At 60.0% G+C, this 12,422-nt stretch carries 11 protein-coding genes; 5 read left to right on the forward strand and 6 right to left on the reverse strand.

Annotated elements, in window-relative coordinates; all coding sequences use genetic code 11:
- Nucleotides 1-99 precede the first annotated feature (99 nt).
- Entirely contained in the window at nt 100-1,437 is a 1,338-nt protein-coding gene (locus K0V07_RS02005; RefSeq protein ID WP_220622859.1) for an alkaline phosphatase D family protein, read from the forward strand.
- A gap of 63 nt (nt 1,438-1,500) precedes the next feature.
- On the opposite strand, the gene K0V07_RS02010 is transcribed toward K0V07_RS02005, so the two are convergent.
- From K0V07_RS02010 to K0V07_RS02020, 3 genes are all read right to left on the reverse strand, one after another.
- The gene (locus tag K0V07_RS02010) at nt 1,501-1,887 is read right to left on the reverse strand and encodes a hypothetical protein (protein ID WP_220622860.1); all 387 of its coding nucleotides are present in this window, start codon (nt 1,885-1,887) and stop codon (nt 1,501-1,503) included.
- A 112-nt stretch (nt 1,888-1,999) separates the two neighbouring features.
- Nucleotides 2,000-2,146 (reverse strand): hypothetical protein, encoded by a 147-nt coding sequence (locus tag K0V07_RS02015; protein ID WP_220622861.1) that lies wholly within the window; start codon nt 2,144-2,146, stop codon nt 2,000-2,002.
- Between the two features lie 566 nt (nt 2,147-2,712).
- Complete coding sequence (locus K0V07_RS02020; RefSeq protein ID WP_220622862.1) at nt 2,713-3,936, reverse strand: hypothetical protein; 1,224 nt, start codon at nt 3,934-3,936, stop codon at nt 2,713-2,715.
- Nucleotides 3,937-4,069: 133 nt separating this feature from the next.
- On the opposite strand from K0V07_RS02020, the gene K0V07_RS02025 reads away from it, so the two are divergent.
- From K0V07_RS02025 to rpmG, 3 genes are all read left to right on the forward strand, one after another.
- A complete protein-coding gene (locus K0V07_RS02025; RefSeq protein ID WP_220622863.1) occupies nt 4,070-5,137 on the forward strand; it encodes an Mrp/NBP35 family ATP-binding protein in 1,068 nt (355 codons plus the stop codon).
- Nucleotides 5,138-5,280: 143 nt separating this feature from the next.
- On the forward strand, nt 5,281-5,505 hold the full coding sequence (locus K0V07_RS02030; RefSeq protein ID WP_220622864.1) for a DUF4032 domain-containing protein: 225 nt from the start codon (nt 5,281-5,283) through the stop codon (nt 5,503-5,505).
- A gap of 151 nt (nt 5,506-5,656) precedes the next feature.
- Complete coding sequence (gene rpmG, locus K0V07_RS02035; RefSeq protein WP_220622865.1) at nt 5,657-5,836, forward strand: 50S ribosomal protein L33; 180 nt, start codon at nt 5,657-5,659, stop codon at nt 5,834-5,836.
- Between the two features lie 203 nt (nt 5,837-6,039).
- Here the strand turns inward: rpmG and K0V07_RS02040 are convergent, their stop codons facing one another.
- Nucleotides 6,040-7,458 carry a carbohydrate porin gene (locus tag K0V07_RS02040; RefSeq protein WP_220622866.1) on the reverse strand — a complete coding sequence of 473 codons (1,419 nt, stop codon included), beginning with the start codon at nt 7,456-7,458 and terminating at the stop codon, nt 6,040-6,042.
- Between the two features lie 238 nt (nt 7,459-7,696).
- Complete coding sequence (gene sppA, locus K0V07_RS02045; RefSeq protein WP_220622867.1) at nt 7,697-9,517, reverse strand: signal peptide peptidase SppA; 1,821 nt, start codon at nt 9,515-9,517, stop codon at nt 7,697-7,699.
- Nucleotides 9,518-9,695: 178 nt separating this feature from the next.
- On the opposite strand from sppA, the gene K0V07_RS02050 reads away from it, so the two are divergent.
- Entirely contained in the window at nt 9,696-11,186 is a 1,491-nt protein-coding gene (locus K0V07_RS02050; protein ID WP_220622868.1) for a TonB-dependent receptor, read from the forward strand.
- Nucleotides 11,187-11,474: 288 nt separating this feature from the next.
- Here K0V07_RS02050 and K0V07_RS02055 read toward each other — a convergent pair whose 3' ends face one another.
- Nucleotides 11,475-12,377 carry an endonuclease/exonuclease/phosphatase family protein gene (locus K0V07_RS02055; protein WP_220622869.1) on the reverse strand — a complete coding sequence of 301 codons (903 nt, stop codon included), beginning with the start codon at nt 12,375-12,377 and terminating at the stop codon, nt 11,475-11,477.
- Nucleotides 12,378-12,422 lie beyond the last annotated feature (45 nt).

A 12,422-nucleotide genomic window follows, 5' to 3' on the forward strand; every position in this document is an offset into this window, starting at 1 on the left:
CACGCCCCTGCCCCCATCTCCAGGTCGACAGCACGGAAATTCACCTAAAACCTTGACCCTGCGCCACGCGGGACAATCTTTTCTAGCACCAACGTCTCCATGCCCTTATCCCGCTTTTTTACCCTATTCGCCCTTTTTAGCACACTCGCCTCCCAGAGCGTACAGGCCGCCGATGCCAACGTTCAGGCCGGGCCAATGGTCGGCTACGTCGAGATGCGCGAAGCCGCCCTGTGGGTGCAGACGAGCGAAGCCGCCCTCGTGCAGTTCTACTACTGGCCCGAAGGCCAGCCAGATCTCCGCACGCACACGGCAAGCGCCCTCACCCAGCAGCAGGACGCCTACACGGCCACCCTGATGGCCGACCGTCTGATGCCCGGCACGACCTATCGCTACGAGCTCTATCTGGACGGTGAAAAGGCTCCGGTCCAGTACGACACGAAGTTCTCCACGCCCCCCGACTACCGGGACCGCACTCCCCCGCCAGACTTTACGGTGGCCCTCGGAGGCGGTAACTATGTCAACGAGCCGCTTTACGATCCGCTTAACCGGACCCCCGGCGACAGCTACCACATCTTTCTCGCCCTCCTGGCCAAGGAGCCGACGTTCATGATCTGGCTGGGGAACAACATTTACCTGCGTGAGGCCGACTGGGGCTCACGCTCGGGCATGCTTGCCCGCTACAGCCGTAACCGCTCCCAGCCCGAGATGCAGCCCCTCCTCGCCTCTGTCCCCAGTATCGCCACCTGGAGCAGCCACGACTACGGCCCACCGGAGGCGGACGTGACCTTCCTCGGCCGCAAGCATACCCAGGAAGCCTTTCACCGCTTCTGGCCAAACCCCGATTACGGGTTGACCGAAGAGCTCGGGATGGCCTGCACCATGCGCTGGGGCGACGCTGAGTTTTTCATCCTCGATGACCGCTCGTTCCGCGACCTGACCTCCCTCAGCGACGAGCGCAAGCAGGTACTTGGCAAGCAACAAACAAACTGGCTCATCCAAGCCCTGCGCAAGAGCACCGCGACCTTCAAAGTCGTTGTCATGGGCTCTCCCATGCTCAACCCCGCTGAAAACCCCGGGCACTTCATCGCCGCCCCGCAGGAGCGCAACGACCTCATCCAGCAGATTACCTGGGCTGAAATTGAGGGGCTGTTCTTCGTCAGCGGGGGCAAGGATTTCGGCGAATTGACCAAGATGGTCCGCTCGGCCGCCCCGGATGTCTACGAGCTCACGCTCGGGCCCTTAACCGGACGCCCCGCTGAGGAAACCAGCGAGCTGAATTACTTCCGCGTGCCGGGCACCACGGTCTTTGAGCGGCAGTTTGCCACCCTCTCCTTCCATGGGGCCGAGGGCAGCCGCCAGCTGACCGTCACGGTGTACGATGCCGACGGCAACCAGAAGTGGACGCGCACCTTTGACCGTGCGGACATGGGCGAATAAAAGCCGCTCAGCAAGGGGAGCCTCGCATCAGCCAATCCGGCCGTGAGTGCGTCGGCCTCGCGGCTAGCAAACCAGCGCTAAGGCAAGCAGGCCTAACGCCATCGCCAGCACAAGCCAGGCCACCGTCATGGTGGTACGTCGCTCCAGAATAACGGCCATCACGACGATCAACCCTACGCACAGGGCGAGGAAAAAGGTACACATCCGCAGCGTATCGCTGAGCTCACATTGAGCATGGACAAGTGCCGGACTGTAGTCACTCCCGGTAAGTGCACATGGCAAAGCGATAGAAGTCGGATAAACCAGCACGACACCCATCGCGACCATGACCGCTAACACACCGAAAAACCATAACAACACCGGCCGCTGGGGTGGCGTCGGTTCGTCCCGGCTGTCGGGAACTGGCGATGGCGATAGCTCCGCTCCCATGGAGCTAGTATAACCGCTCATTTTACATCAATTTAGCAACCACAAAAACAGGCAGAGCACCGTTAGCCAGGCACAAAAAAGGGCGGGCCCGCAGGCCCACCCCGGAAATCAGGCGCTTGGAGCACCGTCCAAGCTACTTACACTCGCACTTGCAGCAGCAGGAATCCTTGCCGGAGTCCTTGCAGCCAGAGTCACCGCTCTTGGTAGGGGTTCCGGCGAAGGCCATGGCGCTACCGATGAAAATAAGGGCGCTAACAGTGCTAAGAAGTTTCTTTTTCATAATGATATTCTTTTGTGTGTACTTAATGTTTGTTGATGGGTCTTGAGTTGGTCGAGAGGACGGATGAATCGCCCCATCGACGTCCTCAGAGCAACAAACGCACACTGCTGATATGATCAGAAATACCGGGTGGCTGCAGCAACGGCGACCACACCGAAACAAATGCTACGCCCGTATAGGCGGCCACTGTCAGCCGCCCGGTTTCTACTGAAACTGTCGCCGGAACAAGGATCGCCCCCGAGGTCCGATACAGATCAAGCCGTTCACCGAGGAGCTGCTGACAGGGGCTGATGGAGCAGGCGCAGTCATCACCCTGAGTCGGATCATGACCACCGTGCGAGGGTGCATCTTAGGAGCAGCCGCATCCACTCACCGCTTGGGTATCCGCATATGCCATGCAGGTTACCGGTGTAGCACCGAAAACCAGGGCCAGGATAACAAGCAGGCTGAACAGACTCTTCATGGGTGGGCGACGGAAGCATACACAGCCCCGCACACTTGTCTAGGGGCAGCGGGCCAAAAAACGGTAATTCGATGCATCCAACAGCCCAATAAGGCCGTTGCGCCTAGTTGGGATACACGAAGTCCGGCTGCGAGATATTGGTCAGGCGACCGGAGGGCAGCTTGGTCTTCTTGCCCGTCTCCGAGTCGATCAGCCAGAGAGTCTGCTGGCCCCGCGCGGCATAGGTAGCCACGAGGTGACGACCGTCATTGAGCCAGCGCGGTTGACTGAAGCTGCCACCGCCACTGGTCAGGAACTGACTCTTGCGGGCGCTCAGGTCGTAAAGGGCGATCTGGTAGCTGCCACGCGTCGAAGCGGTAAAGGCGATCTTGTTCATGCCGCTGACCGGGTTCCAGGCCGGCTCGGTGCAGTACCCACTGATGTTCGTGGGCAGGCGGCTCGGGCGGCCCCCACGGGCAGATACGACAAAAAGCTGCGGTCCGCCAAGCTGGTCGCTGGTCAGGACCAGGCGACCTCCGTCCGGGGACCAGTCCGGGTCACTCTCGACGCTGCGCGTCGTACCCTGGCTGACCAGCCGGGGGCGCTGCCCGTCCGGGCCTGCAACATATACCTCGGGAGAGCCGGAGGACGACAGCACCATAGCGATGGACTGCCCACTCGGGCTAAAGACAGCTCCGGTGTTTGTCCCCTTGTACCCGGCCACCGTGACGCGGCGCCCGGTGTCCAGGTCGATCATGAACACGTCCGGGAAGCCTGTGCGGTAGTAACCGGTGTAGAGAAGCTTACGGCCATCGGGAGACCAGCGCGGGTGCTGGGAGTAGGAGTTATCGCCCGTCAGGCGCTTGGTGTTCCGGAAAAACAGGTCGCTAGTGTAGACCTCCTGCTTCTTGCCGTTGGCGCCGACGAAGGCGAGCTTCCCGGCGAAGAAGCCGGGCTTACCCGTGGTACGAAGGACAGCCAGGTCCCCGGCCCGCAGGGCGGCGTCGGCCAGGCTGTTACCGCGGACGGTCTCGGTCAGCTGCGTCACGGCCGGGCGGCCAGACTTGATCTGAAGCTGCACCGCGTTGGAGCCAGCGGGCGTCACAACAAAGGTGAAGACGCCCTCACCGGGCTTGACGACACGGAATCCTCCGTGCGTGCTAAAAGCGACCTCCAGCAATCCGGCGACGTCGGCATTTGAGCTGACGATGGCAACGGGCTTTGTACCGGCCTGTACGGTCGACTGGATGACGCCCCCGTCAATCACTTGAGCCTGAACGGCAGGGCGAGCGACAAAAAGAAGCGCGGACAGGGAGAGGAACCAGAGAAAACGGGTGGCGACTGTCATATCTCTTAGAGAAAAACAACTTACCCCGCCTGTTGAAACGAAAATCGGGAAGAAAAAATAAATTCTGCCCCTCATACCTCCACTGACCCTTGCCAAAGCCGCCATTTTCCCCATGGATGGAGTTTTTCCACTCATGATCGACGACACGCTACTGCCCGCCCTCAAACAGGTAAAATATCCCGGTTTCAGCCGGGACATCGTTTCTTTTGGTCTCGTCACCGGGGCCACCGTCGAAGGCAATCGCGCCGTCGTCGCACTGGCCGTGAGCACTGCCGACGAGCGCATCCCCCGCCTCCTCAAGCAGGACGTGGAGCAGGCCCTGGCCACCGTGCAGGGCATTGAGGGAGCAGATGTCCACATCTCCGTGACGGTCCCGAAAAACGCCGGACACGGCCAGAAGCGTAACGTGCAGGGCCCTGAGCAGCAGCGTCTGCCCGGTGTGAAAAAGATCATTGCCGTGGCCAGCGGTAAGGGCGGTGTGGGCAAAAGCACTGTGGCGGTTAACCTCGCCTGCGCCTTTGACAAGCTCCTCTCCGAAAAAGGCCGCCCCCACCAGGTCGGCCTCATGGACTGCGATATTTACGGCCCCTCCGTCCCCCTGATGATGGGTATGAGCGCACGACCCGAGGTCCGCGACAACATGCTGACCCCGCTGGAAAACTTCGGCATCCGGGTCATGTCGATGGGCTTCCTGCTCGACGAGTCCACCCCGGTCGTCTGGCGCGGCCCGATGGTCATGAAGACCATCCAGCAGTTTGCCGCTAATGTGGACTGGGGCGAAATGGACATCCTCGTGGTGGACCTGCCGCCGGGCACCGGCGACGCGCAGCTGTCTCTCGTGCAGACCCTACCGCTGGACGGAGCCGTCATCGTCACGACGCCACAGGGCGTCGCCGTCAGCGTCACCCGCCGCGGTGCCATGATGTTCGGCAAGGTCAACGTCCCCCTCCTCGGCGTGGCTGAAAACATGAGCTACCTGGAAAACCCGGACGGCTCGAAGAGCTACATCTTCGGACAGGGTGGCGGTGAGGTCGCCGCGCGTGATCTGGAAACGCCCCTGCTGGGGCAGATCCCGCTCGACCCAAGCATCAGCCAGGGCAGCGAACGCGGGATACCCTCCGTCATTGGCCACCCGGATAGCACCGCCGGACAAAGCTTTGTCGAAATGGCCCGCACACTGCTGACAAAACTTGAACTATAGAAAAAACACGTGAGCAGTGATAGGTTATAGGTTCAATCGTTTGAGCAAGATGCTTTGCGAAGCGGCTTTACAAAGATAGGACATTACTTAATAGTTAATTCGTAAATGCAACCTAGCGGCACATCATCGTCCCCAGGTCAGCTATGAAAGCCCCGTCACGCAGATCCAACCCCAACGGCAAGGATTTCGTCCAGCGCTCCAGTCTTTATCAGGAGTTCCTGGCCGAACGGGAGGAGATTCTCAAACACAAGTGGCTTGAGTCCGAAAAGGTCGGCCACGACATCGGATTTGAGCGAGCTCTCCTGGACTGGATCCGTAATCATCGGGATAACTGGCGCGCCGGACGCCAGAGCCAGGCGAGTAACTAGCCTGCGCGCGAAGCGCTAAAACGGGCCCCCGCATTCGGGATTTCAGCCTTGGCAGGCGACGCGTGGCACCCGGCCAAGAGCGTGGGCATTTTTCTGCTTGCATTGGGCTGCCGGGCGCGTATGTTGGCACGCTTTTCAACACCTAGCAGCCATGCCCAGAGAAGTCGTAATTATCGAATGCACGGAAGCGCGTAAGGAAGGCAAAGCAGCCTCCCGCTACATGACCACGCGTAACAAGAAGCTTTCCCAGGAGAAGGTTGAACTGAAGAAGTACAACCCGCACCTTCGCCGTCACACGGTGCACAAGGAAATCCGTAGCGCGGCCCACTAAGCCCTGCTTCCGATCGCACACTTTTACCAACCGGTACTCCAAGGAGTGCCGGTTTTTTTGTGCCTGCCGACCGGCATAGAGTGAATTCGCGCACACCCCTGCAACAGGCACAAAAAAAAGGGGGCGCGAAGATCCGCGGGTTTCCCGCCTTCACGCCCCCATTTGGGGTAATCAGTGTAAAGCTTTACGCTCTGCTCCAGAGCTTAGAAGTCCACCTGGAGCTGCAGGCCGATGACGAGTGCGTCATCCAGCTGGTGCGTGCCACCCGGATTGATGATGCCCTGGATGTTCGGTTGGACGTAGAAATACTCCGTCACCTGATAGCGGTAGCCCAACTCCAGCTCGAGCTCATAGTCAGGAGCGCCCTGCCCGATGCTCTGCTGGGACTGCGAGTAGCTGTCGCTGAAGTTCAGCCAGGCCGCACCAAAGGCGAGGATGTCCTGATCGCGGCCGGGGAACAGCCCCCGATAGTAGGCACCACCACTGACAAAGAAATCTGACTGGAAAGCCTCGTCACTCAGGTTGAGTTGACCGCTGCTCCACACGTAGAGCCCCTGCACGACGTCCATAAAGCTCTGGTCGGAGCCCCAGACCTGCCGGTCTTCCAGACGGGTGGAGTTCGGCTCAGCCATGTTTCTGCCTTCACGGAAGACATTCTGCTCAAACATGTAGTAGATACCGCCGATGTTGTCGGTCGTACCGCCGAGGTTCTTCTGGAACGGGCCGGTGAAGACCCAGCCGCCTATCGAGTACTTACCGGGGTGGCCGGTCGTATCATCGGTCCAGTTACGCTTGTACCCGATCTCACCCATGATGTTGGCGCCCTGATCGAAGTTGAAGCTGAAGTTCGTACCGTGGTTGTCGGGGTTACCGAGGTCCGAGTCAGCACCGTAGGCACCAAGCTTACCATAAAAGCCATCCTGATCGCCCGTGGCTGCGCCACCACTGACGAGGGCACCCCAAGTCGTTACCGGGTAGGCGGTGAACGGTCCCATGAAGAAGAACCCGACCGGCTGCCCGTCGAAACCGTTGTTCATGTAGAAACTGAACGAAGGCGTGATTGAGAAGTCGTCAAACTGTGCGATACGACCAGCTTTGATCGCCATGGTATCATTCAGGAAAGTCTGCTGCGCGTAGAGGTTAACCAGCCGGTAAGTCTGGTTCCCGTAGAGCTGCTGAACGCTGACGATGTTATGGATGTGTCGCTGGGTCAGGCTGGTACCACTGCGGTAGGCCATCGAGGCGAAGAACGTCAGCCCGTCAACTTCGGCCAGTTTTTCAAAGTCGACGCCGAAGTTTACACCCGTGCTGTTAACCTGCGTCACGCCCTGGTTATTCCCGCCTACGGCGTTACCGGCGATATTCATGGCAAAGGAGATGTCCAGCGACAGGCCAAGCTCTTCAAGCGTCGGTCTCGCTCCCCAGGCATCGCCGAGGAGGTATTCGCGCTGCGCCATGTCATCCCAAAACGAGGTGGGCTGAGAGGCCTGCGTGTCCGCCTGAGCGGTCGCATCTGCGGGTTGATTAGCGGTGGGGGTACTATCGGTGTTGTCAGCCGCATACATGGGGCCGGCAAGCAGGGTGCACAAGCACCCGATACGGAGAGCGGTGGGGTAACGCATCGTTCAATGGGGGTTGGAGTGATTGTGTATTCGCGGACGTGAACCAAGCAAAAATTCGCGTCCCGAGATGTAGAAATTCGCAACTCATGCGATGGTTTCCAATATGCACGCAACCCCCCGTTCACAAGTTGAATCGTATCCAATTTACATGACAGTAAAGCTAACGTCCCTATGAAAAAGCGTAGCCATCCAGCAGAGAGCCAGCGAACCCTTTGTTCATCGACGGGGGACTGCCGCCTCAGCGTATTTCAAGTGAAAATGGCAGGCGTGCGTAAATCCCCTTCGGGTCATTGAAAGAGCGGACCATCCCCAGCTCGGCCTTGAGGCGGGCTTCGAGCTGGCTGAGCAGGTCGGCCGATGTCTTCGCCACAGGAGGCTGCTGTCCCCCACCCTGCATGGCGCGTTCCAAAGCCTGCGGGAAGTTCATCCGCTCAGGGATCTGGGTGACGGTATAGTAGTCAGCGACTCCTGCCTCATCGGCGGCATAGCGGATAGCGTCCCCAAGACCGCCGATCTCATCGACCAGCCCGATCTCAAGCGCATCCTCACCGGACCAGACCCGCCCCTGTGCAATACGCTGCACCTGCTCGGGACTCAGGTCGCGCCCCTCGGCCACCTTATTGATAAAGGCATCGTAGAGAAAATCCGTGTACTGCTGCACGAGGGCCATCTCTTCCTCGCTCTTCGGGCGCGAGATGGTGAACAAGTCGGCGTAGGTCGAGGTTTTCACACCGTCAAAGGTGATGCCGTGCTCTGCCGCGATATCTTCGACATTAAAGAACAATCCGAAAACACCAATCGAACCGGTGATGGTCGTCGGCTCGGCAAAGATCCGGTCTGAGTAGGCGGAGATCCAGTAGCCACCACTGGCGGCCAGCGACCCCATGGAGACGATCACGGGCTTCTTGTCCCGAGCCTCACGCATTTCCCGCTGGATGACCTCAGAAGCCAGCGCGCTGCCTCCGGGGCTGTTTACGCGTAGCACGATAGCCGCGACGTCGGGGTCATCGCACAGGTTGCGCAGATCACGGGCGAGCCGATCACCCCCGACTTGATTTTTAAAGCCCTCACCATCGACAATGTCGCCCTCTGCGTAAACGACTGCGATCTGGTTACCGCCATAGCGGTGCTCGGGCCCGAACCCGGCCAGCTTCACATAGTCTGCCAGTGCGACCTGCCGGAAGGACTCGGCCTGCTCATCGTAGCCGACCTCATCCACGAGCGTGTCGATCACCTCGTCCAGATAGGCCACTCGGTCGACCAGTCCAGCCTCCAGTGCCATCTGCCCGGTAAAGAAGCCCTGCTCGTTGCTCAGCGCACGAAGCTGCTGCACATCGAGCTCGCGGCCACTGGCGACATCGGCGAGGATCTGACCCCAGATGTCATTCAGCAGCTCGGTGACCTGCAGCTTGTCGGGCTCGCTCATCTGTGAACCGGTAAACATCTCGACCGCGGACTTATACTTACCGACCCGCGTCGTCTGCACGCCGATCCCGTACTTCTCGAAAGCCTGCCCGAAGTACATCATCTCGCTGGCGAGACCGTTGATGCTGAGCAGGCCAAAGGGGTTCAGCACCACTTCGTCCGCGGAAGCCATCAGGTAGTAGTCCCGCATGGTCGGGTCGATGGCATAGGCGTAGACAGGCTTGCCGGTCGCCTTAAAGTGCTCGATCGCCTCACGCACTTCGCGCAGGGCGGCCAGCCCCGATCCGTAGTTATCAGGGATCAGGCTGCCATAGAGAAATAGAGCCTCGATGCGGTCATCCTGAGCGGCACGCTCGATCCCGTCCACGACCTCCAGCACAGACAGGCGCGGGACCTCGGGGCCGTAGATCACCTGGTTGACGGCGGCGCCCAGGCTCGCCTCGGGGGGTGCGTCAGAAATATTCATCCACAAGTCCACTACGAGGACCGCCTCGTCCTTGACGGTGGGCTTGGGCTGATTCGCCGAGACCAGCGCAAACAGGATCATGAGGAAAAACCCGCCCATGATACACACGCCCAGGGCGATGGAGAGCGCGGTGAGGTTGGCCGCAACCATCTTAAGGAAGGCTTTCATACGGCCTAGTATGCGCACCTGTGCCCGTCCCTCAAGCGCGAAGGTAACAGCCGGATATTTTACCCCAATGGGTCCCGCCCAACCCCAGATTCTCAAATCATCCATGTAACGAATCGGCAACCTCAGGATCGGGCATTGCCGAAACGGCAGGATTTCTGCTTAATGGCTCCCACAATCCATGAAAGATCCCCAGCTCGAACCCAGCGAACTCACCACTAATCGCAAGGCTCTCCTGGTCAATCTGGACCAGAACGTTTACGGCACCTTTGCAGAAATCGGGGCCGGACAGGAAGTCGCCCGCCACTTTTTTAAAGCCGGGGGGGCGGCCGGTACCATCGCCAAGAGCATGTCGGCCTACGACATGAAGTTCAGCGATGAGATCTACGGCAAGGCCAGCCGCTACGTCTCCCGGGACCGGCTCAGCCAGATGCTCGACCACGAGTACAACCTGCTCATCAACCGCCTCGACGAAAGCCGCGGCAAGGACACGACCTTCTTTGTCTTCGCCAACACCGTCGCAGCCGCCAGCTACAACAACAACAAGAACTGCCACGGCTGGATGGGCATCCGCTATCAGATCTCCCCCGAGGCTCCGCCAAACGACATCATCATCCATGTGCGCATGTGGGACAAGACCGGCAGCGCCCAACAGGAGGCGCTCGGGATCGCCGGGGTCAACTTCATCTGGGCCGCCCTCGTCTACTACGACGACATGGAGGAGTTTATCCCCTCCCTGCTTCACAGTCTCGGTAACGAGCGCCTGGAGGTGGACATGCTGGAGTTCCACGGGCCGGACTTCGATGACAAGGTAGAAAACCGCGTGGTCTCGCTCCAACTGGTCGAGCACGGCCTGACGAACGCCGTCATGTTCGGCTCCGATGGCTCCGTGCTCCAGCCCTCCGAGTTCCTTTACAAGAAGTCGCTGCTGGTCGAGCGCGGGTCGTTCCGCCCGATCACGCACGTCAACACCGACATGCTCAAGTGCGCCGGGGCGCAGTTCATGCAGGAAGACTCCGTCCAGGGCGAATCCGTCGTCGCCCTGCTGGAGATCACGATGAAAAACCTCCTGGCCGGCGGCAAGGACATCGACTACGAGGACTTCCTGGCACGCGTCGACGCCATCAACGTACTGGGCTACCATGTATTGGTCTCTAACTACATGGAGTACTACCGGCTCAGCGCGTACTTCCGGCGCTATACCCAGAAGATGATCGGCATCGTCCTCGGCATTAACCACCTGCAGGAAATCTTCAACGAGGAGTACTACGAAGACCTCGACGGAGGCATTCTGGAGTCCTTCGGGCGCTTATTTAAAGCCAACGTCAAGCTGTACGTCTACCCGATGAAAGGCACCAGCTACAACAGCTACATCGGCCACACCGACCTGCAGGAGAAGCTCGTCGAGAGCGGGGCGGGCGGATTCGCAGACGATATGCTCATCAGCGCCGACAACCTGAAGGTCAAAAGCAAGCTGCGCCACCTCTACACCTACCTGCTGGAAAACCACTACATCGAGCCCGTCCTCGGCGCCGACGCCAGCCACCTGAACATTTTCTCCCGCAACATCCTCAAAAAGATCACCGAGGACGACCCCAGCTGGGAGGAATGCGTCCCGCCCCGTGTCGCCGAGCTGATCAAGGAACGCGGCCTCTGGGGCTACCACGACTAGCCCAGAGCATGATATGGGGGCTCTGCGCCCCGTGCGTGACAGCACAGGACATTGGGGCTACGTTCTGACAGTCCGCGACCCCGAGTGAAGAGTGTGTAAGTTCCGGGTTTGATAGCCTCACATCAATGGTGGCGCACAATTTTGATGCTCTGCTCAGCGATTGCTAAAACCAGCGAAGCTGGTTTTAGCAATCGCTGACACGATGCGTAGCATCAAAAGTGCAGGCTCCGCCTGCCGCGGGGCGTGGGGGGGGGGGGCGCGCAGCCCCCACACCTCACACTTCCCCACTCAGAACTCCAGCTCGACGCTGACGAGGCGATGGTCGCTGCCGGTGAGGCTGGCCGGGACGATGTCCACGATCTTGGCCGAGCCGGGCACGAGGCGCTTATCCAGTGCCGGGGAGAGCAAAACAAAGTCCACCCGCTCGTAGATGTCTCGCTTGCGGTAGTGGAAGGTCCACGCTTCGTCGCGCGAATCCACAGCCTCAGCCATACGGGAGAGTTCGCGCCCGCTGACCTCCAGAAACCGCCGGAGCGGAGCGGTATCGCGCAGGTCGTTAAAATCACCCACGATGAGATAGTTGTCCGACTCGGGATCTGCAAACTGCGCACGGATGAAGTCGCGGCAGGCTTGCGCCTCGGCGGTGCGCTCGCGGGCGGCCGTTGGGTCGTCCTCGCGGACCGTCCAGCGGCTTTTCAGGTGCACGACAAACAGCGCCCACTCGACGCCATCGGTTCGGAAGTTCAGTTCCAGCAATCCGCGGCGGACCTGCCCGGCCTCCCCCTTCAGGGTATAATCCACCGTCTCGTGGGCGAGGGCGCGCCTGAACGGCAGGCGTGAGAGCACGGCGCACATGCGCACCGTATCCGGCCCCTCCAGGATCGCAGCATGGGGATAGTCCAGTCCCTCGGCCTTCAGATCGCGCTGCAACTCCTCCAAAAAGGCAGGACCACCGATCTCCTGCAGGGCTAGCACATCGGCATCGGCCGCACGGATAACCTCTCGCAGGGCGGCCTTCTCGGCTTCGGGCTTGGGATACTCCTCGCGCCAGTGCCCGTCCACCGAGCGGTCCATCACGAGGTAGTTCTGCAGGTTAAACGTCGCCAGCCGGACGGTCTCCGCCCCGAGCGTGAGGGGGAGAATAAACAGAACAACCGTCCCGAGGAACCGGTTTAAAACCACGGATAACACGGATGGGCACGGATATTTTGGCGGCTGACTGCTATCCGTGGCCAT

It is taken from the genome of Ruficoccus sp. ZRK36, assembly GCF_019603315.1.
Taxonomy (GTDB): Bacteria; Verrucomicrobiota; Verrucomicrobiia; order Opitutales; family Cerasicoccaceae; genus Ruficoccus.

Coding starts and splice junctions, on each gene's coding strand:
- sppA (WP_220622867.1), bottom strand. CDS start 9,517: ATGAAAGCCTTCCTTAAGATGGTTGCGGCCAACCTCACCGCGCTCTCC.
- rpmG (WP_220622865.1), top strand. CDS start 5,657: ATGCCCAGAGAAGTCGTAATTATCGAATGCACGGAAGCGCGTAAGGAA.
- K0V07_RS02015 (WP_220622861.1), bottom strand. CDS start 2,146: ATGAAAAAGAAACTTCTTAGCACTGTTAGCGCCCTTATTTTCATCGGT.
- K0V07_RS02050 (WP_220622868.1), top strand. CDS start 9,696: ATGAAAGATCCCCAGCTCGAACCCAGCGAACTCACCACTAATCGCAAG.
- K0V07_RS02025 (WP_220622863.1), top strand. CDS start 4,070: ATGATCGACGACACGCTACTGCCCGCCCTCAAACAGGTAAAATATCCC.
- K0V07_RS02005 (WP_220622859.1), top strand. CDS start 100: ATGCCCTTATCCCGCTTTTTTACCCTATTCGCCCTTTTTAGCACACTC.
- K0V07_RS02030 (WP_220622864.1), top strand. CDS start 5,281: ATGAAAGCCCCGTCACGCAGATCCAACCCCAACGGCAAGGATTTCGTC.
- K0V07_RS02010 (WP_220622860.1), bottom strand. CDS start 1,887: ATGAGCGGTTATACTAGCTCCATGGGAGCGGAGCTATCGCCATCGCCA.
- K0V07_RS02040 (WP_220622866.1), bottom strand. CDS start 7,458: ATGCGTTACCCCACCGCTCTCCGTATCGGGTGCTTGTGCACCCTGCTT.
- K0V07_RS02020 (WP_220622862.1), bottom strand. CDS start 3,936: ATGACAGTCGCCACCCGTTTTCTCTGGTTCCTCTCCCTGTCCGCGCTT.